The sequence below is a fragment of the Sphingomonas sp. IC081 genome (genome assembly GCF_006874585.1).
Classification (GTDB): domain Bacteria; phylum Pseudomonadota; class Alphaproteobacteria; order Sphingomonadales; family Sphingomonadaceae; genus Novosphingobium.
In genome coordinates this window covers 3,067,135-3,091,126 of the sequence record NZ_CP029761.1, presented here as the reverse complement: position 1 = coordinate 3,091,126, position 23,992 = coordinate 3,067,135, and the positions used below count along the sequence as shown (strand labels likewise).

21 protein-coding genes and 4 tRNA genes are annotated in these 23,992 nt (G+C 66.4%); 15 read left to right on the top strand and 10 right to left on the bottom strand.

Annotated features, from left to right (window positions below; all coding sequences use genetic code 11):
• Positions 1-5: 5 nt before the first annotated feature.
• Positions 6-275 (bottom strand): DUF6429 family protein, encoded by a 270-nt coding sequence (locus DM450_RS14595; protein WP_142635954.1) that lies wholly within the window; start codon positions 273-275, stop codon positions 6-8.
• A gap of 112 nt (positions 276-387) precedes the next feature.
• On the opposite strand from DM450_RS14595, the gene tnpA reads away from it, so the two are divergent.
• From tnpA to tnpC, 3 genes are all read left to right on the top strand, one after another.
• Entirely contained in the window at positions 388-756 is a 369-nt protein-coding gene (gene tnpA / locus DM450_RS14590; protein WP_142633895.1) for an IS66-like element accessory protein TnpA, read from the top strand.
• Positions 753-1,094: an IS66 family insertion sequence element accessory protein TnpB gene (gene tnpB, locus DM450_RS14585; RefSeq protein WP_036524680.1), complete on the top strand. Its 342-nt coding sequence runs from the start codon at positions 753-755 to the stop codon at positions 1,092-1,094. The genes tnpA and tnpB overlap by 4 nt, the downstream gene beginning before the upstream one ends.
• Before the next feature lie 72 nt (positions 1,095-1,166).
• A complete protein-coding gene (tnpC, locus tag DM450_RS14580; protein WP_142633891.1) occupies positions 1,167-2,810 on the top strand; it encodes an IS66 family transposase in 1,644 nt (547 codons plus the stop codon).
• A gap of 219 nt (positions 2,811-3,029) precedes the next feature.
• Here the strand turns inward: tnpC and DM450_RS14575 are convergent.
• A tRNA-Gly gene (locus tag DM450_RS14575) sits at positions 3,030-3,103 on the bottom strand.
• Positions 3,104-3,346: 243 nt separating this feature from the next.
• On the opposite strand from DM450_RS14575, the gene DM450_RS14570 reads away from it, so the two are divergent.
• Positions 3,347-4,099 (top strand): SDR family oxidoreductase, encoded by a 753-nt coding sequence (locus DM450_RS14570; RefSeq protein ID WP_142635952.1) that lies wholly within the window; start codon positions 3,347-3,349, stop codon positions 4,097-4,099.
• Positions 4,100-4,112: 13 nt separating this feature from the next.
• Positions 4,113-4,913 carry an SDR family NAD(P)-dependent oxidoreductase gene (locus tag DM450_RS14565; protein WP_142635950.1) on the top strand — a complete coding sequence of 267 codons (801 nt, stop codon included), beginning with the start codon at positions 4,113-4,115 and terminating at the stop codon, positions 4,911-4,913.
• Positions 4,914-5,762: 849 nt separating this feature from the next.
• Here DM450_RS14565 and DM450_RS14560 read toward each other — a convergent pair.
• Positions 5,763-6,827, bottom strand: coding sequence for an aldo/keto reductase (locus DM450_RS14560; protein WP_142635948.1), 1,065 nt, complete (start codon positions 6,825-6,827; stop codon positions 5,763-5,765).
• Positions 6,828-6,951: 124 nt separating this feature from the next.
• Here DM450_RS14560 and DM450_RS14555 point away from each other — a divergent pair, with 124 nt between their 5' ends.
• On the top strand, positions 6,952-8,106 hold the full coding sequence (locus DM450_RS14555) for an aminotransferase class I/II-fold pyridoxal phosphate-dependent enzyme (RefSeq protein WP_260609887.1): 1,155 nt from the start codon (positions 6,952-6,954) through the stop codon (positions 8,104-8,106).
• A 67-nt stretch (positions 8,107-8,173) separates the two neighbouring features.
• Here the strand turns inward: DM450_RS14555 and DM450_RS14550 are convergent.
• The 3 genes from DM450_RS14550 to DM450_RS14540 form a co-directional block, all read right to left on the bottom strand.
• A tRNA-Gly gene (locus DM450_RS14550) sits at positions 8,174-8,248 on the bottom strand.
• A 48-nt stretch (positions 8,249-8,296) separates the two neighbouring features.
• Positions 8,297-8,371: transfer RNA gene (locus tag DM450_RS14545), tRNA-Gly, on the bottom strand.
• A 47-nt stretch (positions 8,372-8,418) separates the two neighbouring features.
• Positions 8,419-8,493, bottom strand: a tRNA-Gly gene (locus tag DM450_RS14540).
• Positions 8,494-8,705: 212 nt separating this feature from the next.
• On the opposite strand from DM450_RS14540, the gene DM450_RS14535 reads away from it, so the two are divergent.
• Both DM450_RS14535 and DM450_RS14530 read left to right on the top strand, forming a co-directional pair.
• Positions 8,706-9,605, top strand: coding sequence for a tetratricopeptide repeat protein (locus DM450_RS14535; RefSeq protein WP_142637952.1), 900 nt, complete (start codon positions 8,706-8,708; stop codon positions 9,603-9,605).
• A gap of 14 nt (positions 9,606-9,619) precedes the next feature.
• Complete coding sequence (locus DM450_RS14530; protein WP_242526341.1) at positions 9,620-10,231, top strand: LON peptidase substrate-binding domain-containing protein; 612 nt, start codon at positions 9,620-9,622, stop codon at positions 10,229-10,231.
• 209 nt (positions 10,232-10,440) lie between these two features.
• On the opposite strand, the gene DM450_RS14525 is transcribed toward DM450_RS14530, so the two are convergent.
• From DM450_RS14525 to DM450_RS14510, 4 genes are all read right to left on the bottom strand, one after another.
• On the bottom strand, positions 10,441-11,820 hold the full coding sequence (locus DM450_RS14525; protein ID WP_142635944.1) for an L-serine ammonia-lyase: 1,380 nt from the start codon (positions 11,818-11,820) through the stop codon (positions 10,441-10,443).
• A 110-nt stretch (positions 11,821-11,930) separates the two neighbouring features.
• Entirely contained in the window at positions 11,931-12,695 is a 765-nt protein-coding gene (locus DM450_RS14520) for a molybdopterin-dependent oxidoreductase (protein ID WP_409529342.1), read from the bottom strand.
• The gene (locus tag DM450_RS14515) at positions 12,692-13,564 is read right to left on the bottom strand and encodes a cytochrome b/b6 domain-containing protein (RefSeq protein WP_142635942.1); all 873 of its coding nucleotides are present in this window, start codon (positions 13,562-13,564) and stop codon (positions 12,692-12,694) included. The genes DM450_RS14520 and DM450_RS14515 overlap by 4 nt, the downstream gene beginning before the upstream one ends.
• Before the next feature lie 43 nt (positions 13,565-13,607).
• Positions 13,608-14,024, bottom strand: coding sequence for a secondary thiamine-phosphate synthase enzyme YjbQ (locus DM450_RS14510; RefSeq protein ID WP_142635940.1), 417 nt, complete (start codon positions 14,022-14,024; stop codon positions 13,608-13,610).
• 478 nt (positions 14,025-14,502) lie between these two features.
• Between DM450_RS14510 and accD the strand changes: the two genes are divergently transcribed.
• The 7 genes from accD (at position 14,503) to DM450_RS14475 (ending at position 23,977) form a co-directional block, all read left to right on the top strand.
• Entirely contained in the window at positions 14,503-15,351 is an 849-nt protein-coding gene (accD, locus tag DM450_RS14505) for an acetyl-CoA carboxylase, carboxyltransferase subunit beta (RefSeq protein ID WP_142635938.1), read from the top strand.
• Positions 15,348-15,803 (top strand): acetyl-CoA carboxylase biotin carboxyl carrier protein, encoded by a 456-nt coding sequence (accB, locus tag DM450_RS14500; protein WP_142635936.1) that lies wholly within the window; start codon positions 15,348-15,350, stop codon positions 15,801-15,803. The genes accD and accB overlap by 4 nt, the downstream gene beginning before the upstream one ends.
• A gap of 13 nt (positions 15,804-15,816) precedes the next feature.
• A complete protein-coding gene (accC, locus tag DM450_RS14495) occupies positions 15,817-17,166 on the top strand; it encodes an acetyl-CoA carboxylase biotin carboxylase subunit (protein WP_142635934.1) in 1,350 nt (449 codons plus the stop codon).
• A 32-nt stretch (positions 17,167-17,198) separates the two neighbouring features.
• The gene (locus DM450_RS14490) at positions 17,199-18,146 is read left to right on the top strand and encodes an acetyl-CoA carboxylase carboxyltransferase subunit alpha (protein ID WP_142635932.1); all 948 of its coding nucleotides are present in this window, start codon (positions 17,199-17,201) and stop codon (positions 18,144-18,146) included.
• A gap of 196 nt (positions 18,147-18,342) precedes the next feature.
• Positions 18,343-21,729 carry a glycosyl hydrolase 2 galactose-binding domain-containing protein gene (locus DM450_RS14485; protein WP_185928618.1) on the top strand — a complete coding sequence of 1,129 codons (3,387 nt, stop codon included), beginning with the start codon at positions 18,343-18,345 and terminating at the stop codon, positions 21,727-21,729.
• A gap of 2 nt (positions 21,730-21,731) precedes the next feature.
• Entirely contained in the window at positions 21,732-22,526 is a 795-nt protein-coding gene (locus DM450_RS14480) for a GDSL-type esterase/lipase family protein (protein WP_260609886.1), read from the top strand.
• A complete protein-coding gene (locus DM450_RS14475) occupies positions 22,523-23,977 on the top strand; it encodes a carboxylesterase/lipase family protein (RefSeq protein WP_142635930.1) in 1,455 nt (484 codons plus the stop codon). Before DM450_RS14480 ends, DM450_RS14475 begins: the two co-directional genes overlap by 4 nt.
• Positions 23,978-23,992 lie beyond the last annotated feature (15 nt).

The following is a 23,992-nucleotide window of genomic DNA, read 5'->3' as shown; positions in this document are numbered from 1 at the left end:
TACAATCACACCGGATCCTTGGGGCGCGCGTCGAACAATTGATGAAACAGCTGCTCGCAGCGCTCCAGACCGACGGGCGTGAGCACCACCGACTTCGCTTTACCTACGGGATCGCGAATCCATCCTCGGTCGTGCAGCCGCCCCAGCGCGCTCCAATCGAACGACTTCCATGCTCGGCATGTGCCCGAAATCCTGTCTGCATCGTGTAACGTCAGGAACATCAATGCGAGGGTCGCCGCGTCAATACGGTCGGTATCGATATCCTGCTCTTCCATAAAGCGGCTCCTCGCGGCTCCGCCTATAGTCTCATCTTCCGGTCACAATCGCCACCGCGGCTTCTATCGGATGCGTACAGTGCGCTCTTAAGAGTGCGCTTAGGAGCGGTCGATGGGTCAGATGACAGTGTTTTCCGGGCCGGAGCGGCGTCGCCGTTGGAGCGACGAGGAACGGCTGGAGATCCTGAGCGAGGCCTTCGCACCCGGGGCCTGCGTCGCCGAGGTCGCACGGCGACGTGATGTGTCGACCGCGCTGGTCTACACGTGGCGGCGTAAGCTGCGCGATGCTCACTCCGAGCCCGAACCGGACGATTTGGCGGCTCCCGATTTCGCCGCGGCCGTGATGATCGAAGATCTCGACGTCGCTCCTTCCGGCCTGCAGCCCGCGATCGTCATCGACCTGGCCCGCGGCAAGCGGATCAGCATTTTTGCCTCGGCTTTGCCGGCGCTGGTGGCTTCGGCGTTGAAGGCATTGCGATGATCCCCTCAGGCGCCCGTGTTTGGATCGCGATGGGGCACACGGATATGAGGAAGGGGATGCAGGGACTGGCCTTGCTGGTCCAACAGGGCCTCAAGCGCGATCCCCATGGCGGCGATCTGTTCGTGTTCCGCGGGCGGGCCGGATCTCTGGTGAAGCTGATCTGGCACGACGGGATCGGCATGTCGCTCTACGCCAAGCGGCTCGAGAAGGGTCGCTTCGTCTGGCCATCGGCCAAGGACGGGATGGTGTCGCTGACAGCTTCGCAACTCGCCTGCCTGCTCGATGGGATCGACTGGCGGAACCCGCAGTATTCCTGGCGTCCGCAGAGCGCTGGATAGGGGCGTCGTTTTCTTCTCCAGCGGAGCATTTTGCGCTTCATTTGGGCGGGTTTCTGTGATTCCATCGCGGTCATGGAAGTCGTCGTTTCGCCCCTTCCTGACGATATCGAAGCGCTTAAGGCGCTGCTGACGAGCGCGACCCAGCGGGCTAATGAGGCCGAGGCCAAGCTCGCCAATGCCCATGCCCGGGAGAGCGCCACCGAGGCCGTGATCGCGCACCTCAAACTGCAGATCGCCAAGCTCAGGCGCGAGCAGTACGGCGCCAGCGCCGAGCGCACCCGTCGCCTGCTCGACCAGATGGAGTTGCAGCTCGAAGATCTCGAGGCCGACGCCGCCGAGGACGATCTTGCTGCCGAGGTTGCGGCCGAGAAGACCGCGACCGTCACCGCCTTCGAACGCAAGCGGCCATCCCGGAAGCCGTTTCCAGAACACCTGCCGCGCGAGCGTGTCGTCGTGCCGGCGCCATGCTCTTGCCCGGCCTGCGGCGGCAGCAGGCTATCGAAGCTGGGCGAGGACGTCACCGAGACGCTCGAGGTGATCCCGCGCGCATGGAAGGTCGTCCAGACCGTGCGCGAGAAGTTCTCCTGCCGGAATTGCGAGACGATCACACAGCCGCCGGCGCCCTTCCACGTCGTGCCGCGTGGCTGGGCTGGCCCCAGCTTCCTCGCCATGCTGCTGTTCGAGAAGTACGGCCAGCACCAGCCCCTCAACCGTCAGGCCGAGCGCTTCGCCCGCGAAGGCGTGCCGCTGAGCACCTCGACGCTTGCCGACCAGGTCGGTGCCGCCGCCTTTGCGCTGATGCCGCTCTATCGCCTCATCGAGGCGCACGTCCTCGCTGCCGAGCGATTGCATGGCGACGATACGACCGTGCCCGTCATGGCCAAGGTGAAGACCGATACGGCCAGACTCTGGGTCTACGTGCGCGATGACCGACCGTTCGCTGGCGCCGATCCGCCCGCAGCGCTGTTCCACTACTCGCGCGATCGGCGCGGAGATCATCCAAGAGCGCATCTATCGTCGTGGTCAGGGATCCTGCAGGCCGATGCCTATGGTGGTTACGGCGAGCTCTATGCTCCCGGACGCATGCCTGCGCCCGTGCTTGAGGCCGGCTGCTTTGCCCACGCGAGGCGCAAGTTCTTCGAGCTCGCCGACGTTGCCAGCGCAGCCCGCAAGAAGGGCCGTGGCGAGCATGCCGGCATGATCTACCCGATCGCACTCGAGGCCGTGCAGCGGATCGATGCCTTGTTTGATATCGAGCGCGGCATCAACGGTAATGACGCGGCAGAGCGGTTCGCTGTGCGCCAGGAACTGAGTGGGCCACTCATGGCCGAGCTTCACGCCTGGCTCACCACCCAACTCGCCAGGCTGTCGCGCAACCACGATCTCGCCAAGGCCATCAACTACATGCTCCGGCGCTGGGACGCCTTCACCCGCTTCCTCGACGACGGCCGGGTCTGCCTGACCAACAACGCCGCAGAACGCGCTCTGCGTTGCGTGCCGCTCGGCCGGAAAGCCTGGCTATTCTGCGGATCCGATCGTGGCGGTCAGCGCGCGGCTGTCCTCTACACCTTGATCCAGACCGCCCGCCTGAACGACATCGATCCCCAGGCTTGGCTCGCGGACGTGCTCGCTCGCATCGCTGAGCATCCGGTTCGCCAACTCGACGAGCTGCTGCCATGGAACTGGCAGCCAACCCAGCGCTCGATCACCACCTGATCCGCGCTACGCCGCGGCTTTCACCGGATGGCTACGACTTTGCGTTGCGGATTGCGGTATCAGTCAGCGCCATGTGGGGGCCTCGGAGATGTCGGGGTCTTGCGAGGCCGCCTAATTAGGCCCCCATCTTGCGCGACTGCTGAAAGCCAGCGATCGCCCTGGAAATAGCGAAAATCAAAGGATTTTTCAATCAACTGCGGCCTGCGCCGAACAGGATTTTGGAGCGGGTGAGGGGAATCGAACCCCCGTATTCAGCTTGGGAAGCTGCTGCTCTACCATTGAGCTACACCCGCATTCCGGTTGGTCGGCCGGTTTCCAGACAGGTGTCCCCGCCGGAGCCGCGCATTGCCACGCGGGGCGCCGGTCCGTCAATACGGCGATGCACATCAATTCGCCTCGCGCGATACAATTCCTCCTCGCCGCCATGGCGATTTGAACACATGTTCAGCAATTTTCGTTGACTGTGTTTTCGCCGCCCGCCAGCCTGTGCCCGTGAAAGCGGCCGCAAGGTGCCGCGCGGGTGGAGCGGAGAAGCCATGTCGGGACAGCTTGCAGGAAAGGTCGCGCTTGTTACCGGCGCGTCGTCGGGGATCGGGGCGGCGGCGGCGTTGTGCCTTGCCGAAGCGGGCGCCCGGGTCGTCGTCTGTGCCCGGCGGACCGCGCGGCTGGCAGGACTGGTCGCGCAGATCGAGGCGGCGGGCGGTGCCGCGCTGGCGATCCCGGGGGACATGACCCTTGAGGACGATGCGCGCGGCGCGGTCGAGAAGACGGTCGCCGCATTCGGGCGCATCGACATCCTGATCAACTCGGCCGGGATCATGGAGGCGGGCGGGATCGAGAACTGCGATACCGCGATCTATCGGCGGGTGATCGACATCAACCTGATGGGCACCGTCTACGCCAGTGCCGCTGCCGTGCCGCACATGCTGGCGCAGGGCGGGGGCGACATCATCACCATCTCCTCGCTCGCCGGGCGCAAGGGCGGGCCGATGACCAGTGCCTATTCGGCGAGCAAGCACGCGGTGAACATGATGACCGACGGCATGCGGCAGGAACTGGGCGGGCGGAACATCCGTGTCACCACGCTGATGCCGGGGGCGACCGAGACGGAAGTGGCGGATTCGATCAGCGACCCGCAGTGGCGCAGTGCGATCAAGGCCCATGTGAGCAAGGACGGTGCGGTGCAGCCGCGCGACATCGGCGAGGCCGTCGTCTTTATCCTCGCCATGCCGCGCCGGACCAATATCTCCGAGATCGCGATTCGCCCGACCATCGATACCAGCGCCTGAGGGGAGTACGATCATGGGAAGACTGCAGGACAAGGTCTGCATCATCACCGGCGCGGGGTCGGGCATGGGCCGGGCGATGGCCGAACTGTTCCACGGCGAGGGGGCGCGGCTGGTGCTGGCCGACATCTCGGGCAAGCAGGACGACGTGGCGGCTGACCTCGGCGGCGAGGCGCTGGGCGTGCAGTGCGACGTTTCCGATGAGGCTCAGGTGCAGGCGATGGTCGGCGCCGCGCAGGAGCGTTTTGGCCGGCTCGACGTGCTGTGCAACAATGCCGGGTTCGGCGGGGCGATGGCGCCGCTGCACAGGCAGTCGCTGGAGACATGGGACCGGGTCCATGCCACCAATTTGCGCGGTGCGTTCCTCGGCATGAAATACGGTATCATCGCCATGCTGGAGAGCGGCGGCGGGGCGATCGTGAACACGACGTCGGCGTCGGGCGTGGTCGGCTGGAAGCATCATGCGGTCTATGGCGCTGCCAAGGCGGGGGTGAACCAGCTGACGAGGGCGGCGGCCCTCGACTATTCGGACCGGGGCATCCGGGTGAATGCGATCGCGCCTGGCACGGTGTGGACCGGGCTGGTGGAAGCCTCGAAGATCCATGCCGAGCCGCCGGCGGAATTCCCGGTGCTGGCGGGCATCCCGATGGGGCGCTGGGGGCTGGCAAGGGACATCGCCCAGGCGGCGCTTTATCTCGCCAGCGACGAGGCGGCCTACGTGACCGGTGTGGTGCTGCCGGTCGACGGCGGCTACTCGATCGGCTTTTCGGGCATGGGGGCCGAGCGACCGGGGATCGCCAGCGCGGATCCGGCCTGATCGGATCGGGGGGGGGGGCTTCGACAGGCTCAGCATGTGCGGGGTAGCGAGGGAAGGGCGGTTTTGGGTGGGAAGCGGACGCTTAAGTCATCGCCCTTCGGCATGCCAAACCTGGATGCGGCGAGCTAAAATTAGGCCAAAAATTGCGGATGCACCGAATGCCAATCGGTCGTGAGAGCCGAACCAACCAAGGCTCAGATAGTAATTCAGAGCCGAAGGAATAAGTGTGACCAGCATTAGAACAGCACAAATTATCATGCCCTGTGGAGCGGATTTCCAGAAGTCACGAGCAGGCATGCCGCAATCCGTCCATGAATGTTAATTGCTCCCCGAGCATCTAGCCAAATCTAGAACCTCTGCAACAGGGTTGACGCGATGACCGCAATGGGGCGCAAACCGAACTCTCGAACGAGACCACGCGGCGTGATAGGCGCGGCATCGATCCGTTTCCTCACCCCGCCTTTCGGCCCATTCCCTCCGGTGAGGATCCGCATCGGGGCCGCCGCGAGTTCCCCCCGGATTCGCGGCAAGGCCATGGATGCGTGGCGGATCGATGCCGCGTTCCGGCGGTGCCGGAGAGCTGGAAATCCAGCCTGACCGGAACACTGGAACGAACCCGCCAGTTCGCGCCAGAACGGTTCGCCAAGAACCTGTCCCGATCGAAACGCTTTTGCTGTCCTCGGCCCATGCCTCCCTGAGAGCAATGGCCGGGGGAAATCCGGGGCGGGTGGTTCACGGCGCCCGCCCCGGATAGCGCCCTTATCGCACCTTGCACGGCTGAAAAGCGTGAGCCAGATCACGCTCCGGCGGGCAATCGGGTCTCCTTTGATCGGGCCTCCTTTTACGGGATCAGCGGCGGGTTTCGACGGTGACGCCGCCGGTCATGATCGTTTCGGCGGCTCCGGTCAGCACGTCCATCGGGAAAACCGGTGCCGCCGCGCTCACGGCATCGAGGCGGGCGAGGTGCTCGGCAGGCAGGGTCACCTCCAGCGCGCCGAGGTTGTCCTCAAGCTGGGCCGGGGTGCGTGCGCCCAGCACCGGGGCGGCGACATCGGGATGGGCGAGCAGCCAGGCCAGCGCCACTTGCGCCGCGGTGCAGCCGATCTCCCGCGCCACGTCGGCGGTCGCGGCCGCGACGGCGAGAGTGCGCTCGCTCAGCCGCCCGGTCGCGAGGTTGATCGCCTTGCGCGAGGTCATGGCCGCGTCCGCAGGGGCGGCAAGGTCGGCATCGCCGTACTTGCCGGTCAGCACCCCGCCGCCCAGCGGTGACCAGGGGCAGACGCCGAGCCCCATCTCGCGCGCCATCGGGATCAGTTCGCGCTCGACCGTGCGCTCGATCAGGTTGTGCTGGATCTGCAAGGCGCAGAACGGCGTCCAGCCCCGCAGTTCGGCGATCGCCTGCATGCGGCTGGCCTGCCATGCCGGGGTATCGGAAAGGCCGATGTAGAGCACCTTGCCGCTGCGCACGAGATCGTCGAAGGCACGCAGGATCTCGTCCACCGGCGTGCGGAAGTCCCACATGTGGAGGTAGAGCAGGTCGATCCATTCGGTCTGCATCCGCGTCAGCGAGGCCTCGACCGAGCGCACCATGTTGCGCCGTGAATTGCCTGCGGCATTGGGATCGCCGGGGCTGGTGCTGAGCGAATACTTGGTGGAGATCACCAGCCTCTCGCGCCGGTTGCCGAGGATCTGGCCCAGCAGCCGTTCGGAGCCGCCCATCTGGCCGTAGAAGTCGGCCGTATCGACGAAGTTGCCGCCGCGATCGGCATAGATGTCGATCATGCGTGCCGCTTCCTCGTCGCTTGAACCCCAGGCGCCGGGACCGACGCCGAAGGTCATGGTGCCGAGGCAGAGCGGCGAGACGCGCAGGCCCGAACGGCCAAGCAGGCGGTAATGATCGAGTTGGGTCGGCACGGGGGCGCTCTCCTTTGCCGCCTGTCTGGCGGCTACCGGGAGGCGCGGCCAGACAGGCGGGGCAGGCCTGCGGCCAGAGGCAAGCGGGATTGCCTGCGGGGCCTTCGCGGCCTAGCAGATGACCATGAACGCGCCCCAGAAGACGACGATGCAGATCGCCCAGGTCGACCCCTTCCACGCCATGGCCATCGGCCGCCTTGCCTATGAATTGCAGGCCGAGGGGCGCGATGTGATCCACATGGAATATGGCCAGCCTTCCACCGGAGCGCCGGCCGCCGCCATCGCCGCCGCGCACAAGGTGCTGGACAGTGATCCGGGGGGCTATTGGGAAAGCCCGGCGCTGCTGGAACGCATCGCCCGGCACTATGCCGAGGCTTACGGCGTCACTCTCGACCGCGAGCAGGTGATCCTGACTTGCGGCGCCTCGCCCGCTTTCGTGCTGGCGCTCAGCAGCCTCTTCGCGCCGGGCGCGCGGGTGGCTCTGGCGCGGCCGGGCTACGTTGCCTACCGCAATACGCTGAAGACGCTCTATCTGGAGCCGGTCGAAATGGCCTGCGGCCCGGCCGAGCGTTACCAGGTCACCGCCGCCGCGCTCGATGCGCTCGATCCGGTGCCCGATGGCCTCATTCTCGCCAGTCCCGCCAATCCCACCGGCACCGTGATCGCGCCTGAGGAACTGGCGGCCATCGCCGAAGTCTGCCGCCGCAAGGGCATCCGCGTGGTCTCCGACGAGATCTATCACGGGCTGACCTACGGCGATGCTGCACAATCCACCTTGCAGCATCTGCCCGAGGCGGTGGTGGTCAACAGCTTCTCGAAATACTACTCGATGGCGGGCTGGCGGCTCGGCTGGCTGGTGGTGCCGCCCGAGGTGGTGACGGCGGCGCGCGCGCGGATGAGCAACCTGTTTCTCACGCCCTCGGTGCTGGCGCAGCATGCGGGCCTGATCGCCATGGACGAGACGGCGGAACTCGAAGGCCATCTGCACACTTATGCGCGCAACCGCGAACTGCTGCTGGCGGCGCTGCCGCGCCTTGGCCTCAGCGAGATCGCGCCGCCCGACGGGGCCTTCTACATCTATGCCGACATCGGCCACCTGACCAATGACAGCCTGGCGTTCTGCCGCCAGCTTCTGCGCGACACCGGCGTCGCCACTGCGCCGGGCGTCGATTTCGATCCCGTCGATGGTCATCGCCATTTCCGCATGAGTTTCGCGGTGTCGACGCCGCGGATCGAGCAGGCGATCGAACGCATGGCGGAATGGTTCGCGAAGCGTTGAGGGGGCAAACGTCGGCGCAAGGCTTCGGCCTTGTGCTGATTCTTCGCGATTTGAAGATTTGTCGAACTGGAGCGGGCGAAGGGATTCGAACCCTCGACCCCAACCTTGGCAAGGTTGTGCTCTACCCCTGAGCTACGCCCGCTCTGGCGTTCAAGACGTTCGGGACACGTCGGAAATCTCGTATGCGAACTGGAGCGGGCGAAGGGATTCGAACCCTCGACCCCAACCTTGGCAAGGTTGTGCTCTACCCCTGAGCTACGCCCGCTCGGCGTTCGAGACATTCCGGACAAGCCGAAAATCCCGTATGTGAACTGGAGCGGGCGAAGGGATTCGAACCCTCGACCCCAACCTTGGCAAGGTTGTGCTCTACCCCTGAGCTACGCCCGCTCGACGTTCAAGACCTGCTGGAGTGACCGGCAGGTCCGGGGTGAGGCGGCCGACTAGCAGCGCTTTTGGGGGTCGGCAAGAGCTAATTTGAAAGAATCGCACGAAGACTGGCAAGAAGCCCATAAACCCTTCACAAATCGGTCGCGAAGGCCGATCTAGTGCCCTCGAACTTCTTCACGTACGCATTCACGGGAGCACGAATCTTGGCCAGCATGGGTCTCAACCTCGACGAACAGAAGGCGGTGGACCGCTTCCGCCAGTCCGTGGCCGAACCGTCGATGACAAAGCTGGTGATCCTCGATTTCTGGGCGGAATGGTGCGGCCCCTGCAAGGCGCTGACGCCGGTGCTGGAAAAGGTCGCCGCCGAGTATGCCGACAAGGGCGTGGTGCTTGCCAAGCTGAATGTCGACGAGGAACAGTTCATCGCCAGCCAGTTCCAGGTCCGCACGATCCCCACGGTCTACGCGATCTTCCAGGGCCAGCCGGTGGCCGACCTGACCAACGCGCGCACCGAATCGCAGCTCAAGCAGATGCTCGACCAGCTGCTCGCCAAGCTGCCGGTCCAGACCGGGGCCGAACCGGCGCAGGACATCACCCCGCTGATCGCCATGGGTGAGGAAGCGCTGGCCGAGGGCGACGGCGAACGCGCGGCCTCGATCTTCATGCAGATCCTCGAGATCGCGCCGGACAATGGCGAAGTGATCGCCGGTCTCGTGCGCGGCCTCGTCGCCGCCGGGCGAATCGAGGAAGCGGAACAGATCCTCGCCAGCCTCGAGCCGGAACTGGCTGCCGATTCGCACCTCGAACGCGCGCGTTCGGCACTGGCGCTGGCCAAGGACAAGCCAGAGGACAGCGAGCTCGCCGCCCTGCGCGCCGCCGCTGCCGCGCGCCCCGAGGACATGGAGGCGCAGCTCGCCTTCGCCAACGCTGCCTTTGCGGCCGGTGAGCGCGACGATGCCGCCGCCACCCTGCTCGCCATGGTCGCCGCCGACCGCGAATGGAACGAAGGCGCCGCCCGCGCCAAGCTGCTGCAGATCTTCGAGGCGGTCGGTCTGGAAGACCCCTGGGTTTCGGCCACGCGCCGCAAGCTCTCCACCGTCCTGTTCGGCTGAGCGGAGCGGCGCCCGTGCGGATCACCATCTTTCCCCTGCCGGGCGCCGTCCTCTACCCGGGGCTGCAACTGCCGCTCCACATCTTCGAGCCGCGTTACCGCTCGATGGTGAGCGACGCCCTCGCACGCGATCGGCGCATCGGTATGATCCAGCCGCAGCGCCCGGTGGAAGGCGCGCCGCTCTACGCGGTAGGGTGCCTTGGCCGGATCGGCGACGTCGAGGCGCTGGAAGACGGGCGCTTCAACATTATCCTCGAAGGCGAATCGCGCTTTCGGGTGCTGCGCGAACTCGATGTGACCACGCCCTTCCGCCAGATCGAGGCGGAACTGCTGCCGGACGACGGCGATGAAGTGCTGGCTGCCATCGAGCGCGCCAGTTTCGAACGCGAGGCGCGGCGATTCGCCGATGCGCAGGGCTACGCGGTGGACTGGGAGCAGGTCGCGCGGCTGGACGACCAGTCGCTGATCAACGGAGTCTCGCAGATCGCGCCGTTCGATGCGGCGGCGAAGCAGGCGCTGCTGGAGGTTTCCGGTCTGCGCGAGCGGTGTGAGCTCTTGGTGCAACTGATGCAGTTCTTCGGGCGCCGAACGGATGATGACGATGAGGATGGGGTGACTTTGCAGTAAGGGAAGAAGGGAAGTCCTGGGGGATGATCCCCCAGACCCGCATAATGTCTCCGTTTCGCCCTGCGCTATCCGTTCCGCGCCCCTTGCTGCGCAGCCAATAAGTCTCCCGACGCCACCATGGGCGCGCAACGGTGCTGGTCCGCGTGACCTAGACGGTACTGGGGGGCAGGGGGGCTATGCTCCCCTGCTTTCTCCCTTGTCCTTCTTCCTCAACACGCCACGACGTTGATCGCCAGCCCGCCCTGGCTGGTTTCCTTGTACTTGCTCGACATATCGAGCCCGGTCTGCCGCATCGTCTCGATCACCTGATCGAGCGACACGCGCGGCGTTTCCCCGGCGTGGAGCGCCAGCTTTGCCGCGTTCACGGCCTTCACCGCGGCGATGGCATTGCGTTCGATGCAGGGGATCTGCACCAGCCCGCCGACCGGATCGCAGGTGAGGCCGAGGTTGTGCTCCATGCCGATTTCCGCTGCCGCGCAGACTTGCACCGGGGTGCCGCCCCAGACCGCCGCGAGGCCCGCTGCCGCCATCGAGCAGGCAACGCCCACTTCGCCCTGACAGCCCATCTCCGCACCGGAGATCGAGGCGCGCTGCTTGTAGAGCAGGCCGATGCCGGCAGCGGTGAGCAGGTAGCGACGCGCCTTGGAAGGGATCGCGGTATTGCCGTCGCTGCAATACTGCCGCAGCAGCGAGGGCACGATACCCGCCGCGCCATTGGTCGGCGCGGTGACGACGCGGCCGCCGCTGGCGTTTTCCTCGTTCACCGCCATGGCGTAGAGGTTCAGCCAGTCCATCAGCGTTTCCGCCTGATTGTCCTGCGGGCGGGCGATCAGCTTCTGGTGAATGGCGCGGGCGCGGCGGCGAACCTTGAGCGCTCCGGGCAGGTGGCCTTCCTTGGTGAGCCCCTGATCGATGCACAGGTTCATGGCATCGGCAATCACGTCGAGCCCGGCGAGTGTCTCTGCCTCGGGGCGCCGCGCGGCTTCGTTGGCCATCATGACTTCGGCGATGTCGAAGCCGCTTTCTGCGCAGACCGCCAGCAGTTCGGCGCCCGAGGTGAAGGGGAAGCGGACCGGCGGGCCGTGGACCACCTGATCGTCGGGCGCAGGCTGTTCGAGCTGGTGGCGGCTGGAATAGAAGCCGCCGCCGGTCGAGAAATACTCGCCGCGCGCCAGTTCCTCGCCCGCGGCGTCCCATGCCGTCAGCACCATGCCGTTGGGGTGGAGATCGGGGATATGGTCGAAATCGAGGATCAGGTCGCCTTTGCAGTCGAACGCGATCCCGTGACGGCCGAGCAGCATGATCCGGCCGCTGGCGCGCACTTCGGCAGCGGCAGCGTGCGCCTGCGCAGGCTCTGCGGTTTCGGGTTCGAAGCCGATCAGGCCCATCAGGCAGGCATCGGGGGTGCCGTGGCCTTCGCCGGTCAGCGCCAGTGAGCCCTGCAGATCGACGCGGAGGCGGGCGATCGCGTCAAGCTGTCCACTGGCCTCTATGCCTTGAAGGAAGCGCATGGCGATGCGCATCGGGCCGACGGTGTGCGAACTGGACGGGCCAAGGCCGATACGGAACAGGTCGAGCGCGGAAATCACGGCTGGAACTCACAGGCGGGAAGGGTGGTCACGGGGGCTACGCTCTTGCGTTATTATTTTGAAGCCGCGTGGATGAAGCCAGATAGGCTGGGATGCAATGGGCCCGCGGACTAAATCCCGGCATACCAGGCGTATCGGCCGTTATCCTCCCAATATCCGCCTTTGCCGCCGTAGATCCCGGCGAGCGCGGCGACCGCCTCGATCCGGGTGACGAACTTGGCGTGCTTGTAGCCCAGTTGCCGCTCTACCCGCAGGCGTAGCGGGGCGCCGTGCTGTTCTTCCAGCGGCTGGCCGTTCATCGCCCATGCCAGGATCGTCTGCGGGTGGAAGGCGTCCACCAGGTCGATCGATTCGTAATAGGGCCTCCCGCCGTAGAGATCGGCGCAATGGAACACGAGATAGCGCGCCTCCGGCCGCAGCCGCGCGAGATCGAGCAGGGCAGCAAGGCGCGGGCCGGTCCACTTGCCGATCGCGCTCCATCCCTCGACGCAGTCGTGGCGGGTGATCTGGGTGCGCTGGGGGAACTGCTTGAGCGCGGTCAGCGGCAGCATGAGGGGATGCGTGACCAGTCCGTCCACCCGCAGCGCCCACCGCGAAAAACCCTGCGCGAAATGGGTGCGGTAGACCGGATCGGCGACGGCAAGGCTGCCGTTGGCGCGGAAGGTGGGCGACATTTGCGATTCGGAAAACTCGCGGGCGAGGGCATCGCCGGCAAGGCCGCGCTGGGTCACGCGGTGGAGGTCTTCCGCCTGCCCCAGAAAATCGAGCACCTTGGGATCGCGCGTCAGCCGGTCGCAGCCGGAAAGCAGCAGCCCGCCCGCGCCCACCGCACCCGCCTGAATCAGTCGCCGCCGCGAGAGGATCAACTTGCTCACTGCTCCTTCTCCCTTGGCAGGCGATACCAGCCCGTCACCATCGCGCGCAGTTCGTTGAACGGCCCGGCCAGCACGACCATGGCGATGTGGACGATAAAGAAGCCCACCAGAGCAAATGCGCAAAGGAAGTGGATCGAGCGCGCCGTTTGCCGCCCCCCGAACACTTCCGTCACCAGCGGCGCCCACGCATCGGTGCCGGGCGAAAGGGCGAGGCCGGTCAGGATCATCAGCGGCAGCAGGCCGAACAGTACCCCGGCATAGGCGATCTTCTGAAGCGTGTTGTAGCGCAGGGCCGCTGTGCCGGTGGGCAGGCGCAGCCGCGCGTGGTCCCGCGCTTCCAGCCAGACATGCCGCAGCCGCCATTCGCGGCGCGTGATATGAATGTCGCGCTGGATATGCCGGTTCACGAGCGACCAGATCAGATAGGCCGCCAGACCCAGCGAGAGCACCCAGGCGAAGGCCAGGTGCCATGTCCGCGCATCGGCAAGGCTGTAGGCGGAAGGAATCGTCGCCCAATAAGGAAAGGCGCGGCGGTGCGGGGTGCCGTCGGGGTCTTTCCAGTAGCCGAGCAGGCCGGTCGTCTCGACGCGGTGGCCGGCCACTTGCAGATAGCCATATTCATACGTGCCGATCCGCGCGGAGCCGATCTTCAGCCACGGCGCATCGAAATTCGCGCCATATTCACCCCAGTAGAGCCGGGCATGGGCGTTAAAGATCATCAGCCCGCTCATCAGCATGATCAGCAGCGTGACCGCATTGGTCCAGTGCCAGAGCCGCGTCGAGAGCCGGTGGCGCTTCACCAGATCGCCGCCTTGCGGATGAGCCTCTTGCGCAGGCGAGGGTTCGGCGGGCGGGGCGATGTCGCTCATGATCCCAGTTCGCCTCGCCCCTGCCATCGGTTACAGCCCGATTCTACACGCCGAGCAGATGCAGCGCCACCTGCCGCCGGTGCGCCATGCGGCGGTGCTCGGCCAGATAGATGCCTTGCCAGGTTCCCAGCGCCATCTGCCCGCCGATCACCGGAATCGACAGGTTCACGCCGGTCAGAGTCGCCTTGAGGTGCGCGGGCATGTCGTCCGGCCCCTCGTCGTCATGGGCATAGTGCGGGCCTTCCGGCGCGATGCGGTCGAGCCAGGCGACCAGATCGCCGCGCACCTCACGCGCGGCATTCTCCTGAATCAGCAGCGAGGCGGACGTGTGGCGGCACAGCAGCGTCAGCAGCCCCTCGCCGATGCCGCTATCGCGCTGCCACCCGGCAATCGCCCGCGTGATATCGGTAAGCCCCCGGCCAGGGGTGTCGAACGTGAGGATGGTGGTCGCCTGTTTCATCGCATCGGCATCCTGATCCCGGGCGGCGCGGCGATCAAGTCGCGGCTTCGAGCGTGATTATGTCTCATTTCAGCAACAGCGAACGGCAACAAAGACCGATAATTTCTCGCTTGACCTAATGGGAAAGGGGTGAAACACAGCATGGTTTAGAGGCTTCCATGTATGTTTACAGAGGTGGCGTCGAACCCTTGGAAATCGTGGATTCCTGCGGCTTTTGCCCTCTCGTGCGATGCCCCCGGCCGGTCCGGGCAGGCACTTTTTGTCCCATGATCCGCGCAGAGGCGATTGATCTAGCCATATCTGCCGCGTATTGCCGCGCTCGGCGACGGGCCGGCAGACCGGCACGGTGTCTGTCGTCCGCAAGGATCGTTCGGTCGCTGGATATGCCGGAAATCGGCGCATTCACACGGCTTCCGGACGGCCGCGAGATGAGCCCGGGCTATCACCGGGCCGCTCGGGTCTCACGCAAGGGTTGGTCATGAGTTGGCTTAGCAAAGTACGCAATTCCCTCGGGAACCTGAAGAAGCGGGATACGCCCGACAACCTGTGGACCAAGTGTCCCGGTTGCGGCGAGATGCTCTTCACCAAGGAGTTCGAGGACAACCTCTCGGTCTGCCCGCGTTGTCAGTATCATGGCCGCATCGGCGCGCAGCAGCGCTTCGACCAGCTTCTCGACGCCGGTTACGGAGTCCTCTCGGCGCCGCGCGTGCCGGAAAATCCGCTCAATTTCCGCGATTCCAAGAAGTATTCGGATCGCCTCAAGGCCGCTCGCGCCGCCAATCCCTACCCCGATGCGCTGACCAATGCGCTCGGCACGATCGAGGGTCGCAAGGTCGTCCTTGGCGTGCAGGACTTCGCCTTCATGGGCGGGTCGATGGGCATGGCGGTGGGCGAAGCCTTCGTCGAAGCCGCCGAGCGCGCCATTGCCGAGAACTGCGGCTACGTCATTTTCACCGCCGCGGGCGGCGCACGCATGCAGGAGGGTATCCTCTCGCTCATGCAGATGCCCAAGGCGACCGTCGCGATCCGCCGCCTTGCGCGGGCGGGCCTGCCCTACATCGTCGTCCTCACCGATCCCACCACCGGCGGCGTCACCGCCAGCTACGCGATGCTGGGCGATATCCACATTGCAGAGCCCGGCGCCCTCATCGGCTTCGCCGGCCAGCGCGTGATCCAGGACACGATCCGCGAGAAACTCCCCGACGGCTTCCAGCGCGCCGAGTACCTCCATGCCCACGGCATGGTGGACATGGTGGTCCACCGCAAGGACCTCAAAGGCACGCTGGCCTCGCTGCTCGAATATCTTGAACGAAAGGAAGTTGCGTGAACATCGACAGCGCGCTGGTACGCGAGCTCGCCGAGCTCCTGGCTGAAACCGGTCTGACCGAGATCGAGGTCGAGGATGGCGAACGCAAGATCAAGGTGACGCGCCAGGTCGCGCAGCAGATCGTTGCTGCCGCTCCGGCCATGCCCTTCGCCGCTCCCGCCGCTGCGCCGGTCGCTGCCGCCGCTCCGGTTGCCGAAGCGGCTGCCCCGGCCGCTCCGGTCGATGCGGTGAAGTCGCCGATGGTCGGCACCGCCTACCTCGCGCCCGAGCCTACCGCGCCGAACTTCATCAGCGTCGGCCAGCAGGTCAAGGCCGGCGACGTGCTGCTGATCGTCGAAGCCATGAAGGTCATGAACCAGATCACCGCCCCCAAGGGCGGCACGATCCAGGCCATCCTCATCGACAACCAGCAGCCGGTCGAATTCGACCAGCCGCTCGTCGTGATCGCCTGAGGATCGTAATCTGATGGCCATCAAGCGCCTCCTGATTGCCAACCGCGGCGAGATCGCGCTGCGCATCCACCGCGCCGCGCGCGAGATGGGCATCGAAACCGTCGCGGTCCACTCGACCGCCGACGCCGACGCCATGCATGTGCGCCTTGCCGACCACGCGGTCTGCATCGGCCCGCCGGCCGCGAAGGATTCGTACCTCAATGTCGCGGCGATCATCGCCGCCGCCGAGATCACCCATGCCGACGCGATCCACCCCGGCTACGGCTTCCTTTCGGAGAACGCCCAGTTCGCCGAGATCGTCGAGGCGCATGGCCTGATCTGGGTCGGCCCCAAGCCCGAGCACATCCGCACGATGGGCGACAAGGTGGAAGCCAAGCGCACTGCCGGCGCACTCGGCCTGCCGCTGGTGCCGGGCTCGGACGGCGCGATCGAGGACTTCGCGGTTGCCCGTGATCTGGCCGAGAGGATCGGTTATCCGGTCATCATCAAGGCCGCTTCGGGCGGCGGCGGCCGCGGCATGAAGGTCGTCAACACGGCCGAGGAACTCGAAAGCCAGATGGGTCAGGCCCGTTCGGAGGCGAAGGCTGCCTTCGGCGATGCCACCGTCTACATGGAAAAGTACCTCGGCAACCCGCGCCATATCGAGTTCCAGATCTTCGGTGACGGCAAGGGCGAGGCGGTGCACCTGGGCGAGCGCGACTGTTCGCTGCAGCGCCGCCACCAGAAGGTGCTGGAAGAAGCGCCGTCGCCGGTCATCACCCCCGAAGAGCGCGACCGCATGGGCGGCATCGTCGCCAAGGCCATGGCCGACATGGCCTATCGCGGCGCCGGCACCATCGAGTTCCTCTGGGAAAACGGTGAGTTCTACTTCATCGAGATGAACACCCGCCTGCAGGTGGAGCATCCGGTGACCGAAGCCATCACCGGCGTCGACCTCGTGCGCGAACAGATCCGCGTGGCCGAAGGCAATCCGCTTTCGTTCAAGCAGGACGAGATCGAGTTCAAGGGCCACGCGATTGAATGCCGCATCAACGCGGAAGACCCGTGGAACTTCACGCCTTCGCCGGGTCAGGTCACGGCCTACCACGCGGCGGGCGGCATGAACGTGCGCGTCGATTCGGGGCTCTATGCGGGCTACCGCATTCCGCCTTACTACGATTCGATGATCGGCAAGCTCATCGTCTCGGGCCGTACCCGCAAGGGCGCGATCATGCGCCTCAAGCGTGCGCTCGATGAAATGGTGATCGACGGCGTCAAGACCTCGATCCCGCTGCATCAGGCGCTGCTGGACGATCCCGAGTTCCAGAGCGGCGAATACACCATCAAGTGGCTGGAAGAGTGGCTGGCGAAGCGCGCCTCCTGAGGCGCGCGGCAACAGACCTGAACGGATAGAGCATGATCTCGTTTCTTGAATTCGAAAAGCCGATCGCGGAACTGGAAGCGCGCATTGCCGAACTGCGCGCCACCGCCAGCGGCAGCGATCTCGACATCGCGTCCGAGATCGGCCGTCTGGAAAAGAAGAGCGCGGCGCTGCTGAGCGGCACTTATGCCAAGCTCTCGCCCTGGCAGAAGACGCAAGTGGCGCGCCATCCGCAGCGCCCCCACTTCGTGGACTACCTCGCGCTCGGCTTTACCGAGTTCGTGCCGCTGGGCGGTGACCGTCTCTATGGCGAAGACCAGGCGATCATCGGCGGTCTGGCCAAGCTCAATGGCCGCAAGGTCATGCTGATCGGCCACGAGAAGGGTTCCGACACCACCTCGCGCATCCGCCACAACTTCGGCATGGCCAAGCCCGAAGGCTACCGCAAGGCGATCCGCCTGATGGAAATGGCCGGCAAGTTCGGCCTGCCGGTGGTCACGCTGGTCGATACCGCGGGTGCCTTCCCCGGCGTCGAGGCCGAGGAACGCGGCCAGGCGGAAGCGATTGCCCGTTCGATCGAGGCCTGCCTCGGCGTGCCGGTGCCGATGGTTTCGGCTATCGTCGGCGAGGGCGGTTCGGGCGGTGCGGTGGCGCTGGCCGCGGCCGACCGCGTGCTGATGCTGGAACACTCGATCTACTCGGTGATCTCGCCCGAGGGCGCCTCGTCGATCCTCTGGCGCACGCCGGACAAGGGCCCCGACGCGGCCGAGGCGATGAAGGTGACGGCGCAGGACCTGCTCTCGCTCGGCGTGATCGAGCGCGTGGTGGCGGAGCCGACCGGCGGCGCCCACCGCGATGCCGGCAAGACCGCGCAGGCGCTGCTGGGCGCGATCGAGCAGGAACTCGACGTGCTCTCCGCATTGCCGACCGGCGACCTGCTGGCCCGCCGCGAGGAACGCTTCCTGAAGATCGGGCGGGCCTGAGTTCAGGGCCTGAGTCCAGGCTTTGATCCAAGAGTTCCCACGGGGCGGGGAGGGCAGGGCTCTTCCCGCCCCGTTTGCGTTTGGGCACCGTAATTTTGCGTGTCCGATTATATAAAAACATTTGGCTTTTTGTCCCGGTACGTGTTTGGTGTCCGAGAAAGCCCGAAATCGGGCCGCGACATGGAAAGGGACGAGGATGAGCAACGGGGCGAATGTGCGCGCGCGCACGGCATGGATGGGGGCTTGCGCTCTCGCGGTCATCGCCGCTTCGCAGGCGGCAAGCGCGCAAGTGGCCGGGCCTTTCGACCTTGCCGTGATCCCCGCCAGCCCCGTCTGGTCGCGCGACGTCACCGTTCCGGCGGGCGATTGGACACTGTCCTTCTGGGCCTCGCTCGACGGCGCTGACGGCGGCACGCTGGCAGCGCTTGCTAGCAAGGACAGCAATACGGCACTCGTTTCGGTCGCGGTGACCGGCGGCAAGCCGGTGCTCGCCGCCAATGGCCAGACCGCCAGCGGCACCGCCCTGCGCGGCGGCCAGTGGCACCATTTCGCGCTGGTCAGCAGTGCCAAGGGCCTGACGCTTTCGGTCGACGGCAAGGCTGCCGCCACGCTCGCGCGGCCGCTACCCGCGCAGCCTGCCCGCCTGCTGGTCGGTTCCGCGCCGGCCCCCGCTGCCCGTCTCGCCGGCCTGCGTCTCGATGCCGGCGTTATCAAGGCCACCGGCGCGCAGCCCGATGCCGCGCTGATCCAGTTCGCCGAAACCAGCCCGCGCTGGCCCCTGCAGGTGCGCCAGATGCAGGGGCAGGTCACCCCGCAGCCCGCATCGACGCTGCCGCGCGGGGCCGCGCCGGACAAGCCGGTCGCCAAGCCGGTGCCGCAAGTCACGCCGCTCGCTGAAGCGGGTGCCGGCAAGTGGACGCTGCAGAAGTGGACCCTCGCCGCCGCGCCGGACGTGAACGGCAATGCCGCCGCGATCTCGCGCCCCGGCTTCGGCGACACCAAGTGGTATGCCGCCACCGTTCCCGGCACCGTGCTGACCACGCTGGTCGATCGCGGCGTCTATCCCGATCCGGCGCACGGCCTCAACAACCTCGTCATCCCTGAGAAGCTGGCGCATCAGGATTACTGGTACCGCACCGAGTTCGATCTGCCCGCCGGCGCCTCTGGCCGCCACCTCGAGCTGCTGCTGAACGGCGTCAACTTCGCCTCTGAGGTCTGGGTCAACGGCACCGAAGTCGGCACCACCAAGGGCGCCTTCGTGCGCGGCAAGTTCGATGTCTCGCCGCTGCTGAAGCCGGGCCGCAATGCGATTGCCGTTCGCGTCTCGCCGCCGCCGCGCCCCGGCGTCGCCCATGAGGAATCGCTGACCGCTGGCGTGGGCGAGAACGGCGGCATGATGATGCTCGACGGGCCGACCTTCGGCGCCTCGGAAGGCTGGGACTGGATCCCGACCATTCGTGACCGCCAGACCGGGCTCTGGCAGGACGTGCAACTCATCGCCAGCGGCGATGCGAAGATCGGCGATCCGCAAGTCGTCACCACGCTGCCACGCGCGGACAACAGCGTCGCCGATATCGAGATCACGGTGCCGGTCACCAACTTGTCCGACCGCACCGTCACCACCACCGTGCGCGCCGCGTTCGACGATGTCGCGGTGGAGCGCCAGGTGACCGTTCCCGCCCGCCAGTCGGTGGCCGTGCGCTTCTCGCCGGAGACCGACGGCGCGCTCGCGGTGAACAACCCGAAGCTGTGGTGGCCCAACGGCTACGGCGCCCCGGCGCTGCACATGCTGCACCTGACCACCGCTGTCGACGGTCAGCCGTCCGACAGCAAGGACGTGCGCTTCGGCATGCGTCAGGTGACTTATGAAATGTCGCTGGTGGATGGCGAGGGCAAGCTCGACCGTGTCACCATCGATTTCGAGAAGGCCCGCAAGCTCGGCCAGCATATCGTCGATGAACGCCACGATGCGATCCGGCAGGTGCCGGGCGGCTGGGCTTACTCCTTCGCGGCCGGAGCGGAAAAGTCGCCCGCCGTCACCCCGATCGCCGGGGATGAGGGGCTTTCGCCCTTCCTCGTGCTGCGCGTCAACGGTGTGCGCATCGCTGCGCGCGGCGGTTCGGTGGGCATGGACGACTTCATGAAGCGCGTCGATCGCGCGCATCTCGAGCCCTACTTCAAGCTGCACCAGGACGCCCACGTCAATATTATCCGCAACTGGGTGGGCCAGAACACGCAAGGCTCCTTCTTCGATCTGGCTGACGAATATGGCCTGATGGTCATGAGCGATTTCTGGGAATCGACGCAGGATTACAACATCGAGGCGCAGGATCCTGTGCTGTTCATGGACAATGCGAAGGACGTGGTTTCGCGCTTCCGCAACCACCCCTCCATCGTCCTGTGGTTCGGCCGCAACGAAGGCGTGCCGCAGCCGATCCTCAACGAAGGCCTCGACGACATGCTCCGCAAGGAGGACGGCACGCGGCTCTACATGGCCTCTTCCAACCGCATCAACCTGCACGATTCCGGGCCCTACAACTGGCGTGAGCCGGAGAAGTACTTCACCGAATATTCGAAGGGCTTCGCGGTCGAGGTCGGCACCCCCTCGTTCCCGACGCTGGAATCGTGGGAGCGCGCGATCCCGGCCAGCGAGCGCTGGCCGATCAGCGACACCTGGGCCTATCACGACTGGCACCAGACCGGGAACGGCGCGGTGAAGAGCTTCACCGATGCCATGGACCGCGAATTCGGCAAGCCCACCAGCTTGCCCGATTTCGAACGCAAGGCGCAGATGCTGGAATACGAAAGCTACCGCGCGATCTTCGAAGGCATGAACGCGGGGCTCTGGACCACCAATTCCGGCCGCATGCTGTGGATGACGCAGCCGGCATGGCCGAGCTCGGCCTGGCAGGTGTTCTCGTCCGACTACGACACCCACGGCGCGTTCTACGGCATGAAGAAAGCGTCGGAGCCGGTGCACGTGCAGATGAACCTGCCCGATCACAAGGTGATCCTCGTCAACAACCGCATGGCCGCGCTGCCCGGCGTGACGGTGCGGGCGACGGTGCAGGCGCTGGACGGGCGCACGCTCGCCACGCGCGACGTGAAGGTGGACGCTGTGGCCGGCAAGGTTGCCGATGCCTTCACGCTGGACCTGGCGCCGCTGATGGCTTCGGGGCCGGTGCTGGTGCGTCTGGAAGCGCTGGATGCCTCCGGCGCGCGGATTTCGGACAACTTCTACTGGCAGGCCGCCAGCGACGAGGCACTGCAGGCGCTCAGCACGATGGCTCAGGTGCCGCTGACGGGCGCGGCCAAGGTTGGCACCGATGGCAGCGATACCAAGATCGTCGTCACCCTCACCAACCCCGGCAAGACCGCCGCGATCCAGACCAAGCTCACGCTGTTCGACGCCAAGGGCAAGCAAGTGCTTCCCAGCTACTTCTCGGACAACTATGTCTCTCTGCTGCCGGGGGAAACCCGCGAGGTGACGGTGACGGCGCCGAGCGCGCTTGTGGGTGGTTCACCCTCGGTCAAGCTGCGCGGCTGGAACGTCGCGGCCCAGACCATTGCCGTGGGGAACTGATCGTGAAGCCTATTCTTGCCTGCCTTGCCCTGACTAGCACTGCCCTGACTGCCACCGTTCTGCCCGCCTCGGCGATGGCGCAGGCCGCACCGACCGCTCCTGCCGTACCCAATGCCGGGGCGCAGGCTGCGGAAGACCGGCTCCACAACGACTGGGCCTGGACCGCGCGCTACCGCGATGCCAATGCGGTGGACGCCGCCAAGGCGCCGCGTCCACGCGTGGTGCTGATGGGCGATTCGATCACCCAGGGCTGGTACGATCTCGACCGTGGCTTCTTCACACCGGGCCGGATCGGGCGCGGCATCGGCGGGCAGACCACCTCGCAGATGCTGCTGCGCTTCCGGCAGGACGTGATCGACCTCAAGCCCGATGTCGTCCAGATCATGGCCGGCACCAACGACATTGCCAGTAACACCGGCCCGATCAGCGACGAGGCGATTGAGGGCAATTACCGCTCGATGGTGGAACTGGCGCAGGCGCACGGCATCCGCGTGATCCTCGCCTCTATCCCGCCCGCGGACCAGTTCCCCTGGCGTCCCGGGCTGGAGACGGGCATGCACATCGTCAAGCTCAACACCTGGCTGAAGAGTTATGCCGCCAGGACCGGCTCGGTCTACGCCGATTACTGGACGGCGATGAAGGGCTCCGGCCTCGGCGCGCGGGACGGGCTGACCTCGGACCACGTGCATCCCACGGCGGCGGGCTACGCGGTGATGGACAAGGTGGCGGAAGCGGCGATCAAGGCCGCGCTCGCCAAGCCCGCGCCGCGTCCTCTGGCGGCAGCCAGCGTGCCATGAGCCTGGCGCTCGCCGCGCTGGCGCTGGCCTCCGCTTCGGCCGCCGCGCCCGTCGTCCAGACCGAGGCGGGCGCCGTCGAAGGCGAGAGCGGCGCGGACGGGCGCGCAATGTTTCGCGGCATTCCCTTCGCCGCGCCGCCGCTGGGGGACTTGCGCTTCCGCGCGCCGCAACAGGTGAAGCATTGGCAGGGCACACGGCAGGCGGTGAAGTCCGCCCCCGCCTGCCTGCAGGTCGATTACGGCTGGAACAGCGAGGCGGCGGCGAACCAGTCGGAAGACTGCCTCTACCTCGACGTCGCGACGCCGACGCTCCATCCCGCCAAGCCCTTGCCGGTCATGGTGTCGATCCACGGCGGCGGCAACCGCGCAGGCGGCGGGCCCGGCCCGGCCGCCTCGCCGATCGTGGCGCGCGGGGTGGTGCTGGTCAGCGTGCAATACCGGCTTTCCGCGCTGGGCTTTATGTCGCATCCGGCGCTGGGCAAGCAGTCCGGCAATTACGGGCTGATGGACCAGCAGGCGGGCCTGCGCTGGGTGCAGGCCAATATCGCCCGCTTCGGCGGCGATCCGGCCAATGTGACGATCTTCGGCGAATCCGCAGGAGCGCAGGACGTTGGCCTGCAGATGCTCTCGCCCGGCGCCAAGGGCCTGTTCCACAAGGCGATCGAGGAGAGCGGTACGGCCGGGTTCGGCCTGCCGCCGCGCTCGCTGGCAGAGAACGAGGCGCTGGGCGACATGATTGCCAAGGCCGCGGGCGCTCCTGCCCATGCCACCGCGGCGCAGCTGCGCGCTCTGCCTGCCAAGGCACTGATCGAGGCCGCCGAGCATGCCGATGTGCCGAACCTCGACGATGACAGCTTTATCTGGCTGCAGGCGGTGGTCGACGGCGAGGTGCTCACCGAGACCCCCGAGGCTTCGCTGGCGAAGGGTGTGGGCAGCGCCATTCCGCTGATTCTCGGCATCAACCGTCTCGAACTCGGCCTCTACGGCACGCCCGAGCGGGCCATCGCGCAGGGTTTTGGCGATAACGCAGCCGCCGCCATGCAGGCCTACGGCCTCACTCCCGGCAGCGCGCCCGCGGCCGATCTGCGGCTGCGGCTGGCGAACGACCTGACGTTCCGCTGCCCTTCGCTCCATGTCGCCGCCCGGCATGCGCGCAGCGGCGGGACGGCCTGGCACTACCAGTTCGACATCGACGGGCCGGACGGCAAGCCGGTGACGCATGGCTCGGAAATCCGCTTCGTGCTCGCCGGGGACGGCGCGGCTGCCGATGCCCTGGCCCCGCTCGCCGCCTACTGGGTGAACTTTGCCCGCACCGGCAATCCGAACGGGAAGGGCCTGCCGCAGTGGCCGCGTTTCGGCGCCGGGGCTGCAAGCCTTGAATTCACCGCCACGGGGCCGCGAGAGGTCGAGGGGCTGTCGGCGCAGACTTGCGCGCTGCGCTCGGCTCCCTGAATGGATGTCCGGGCC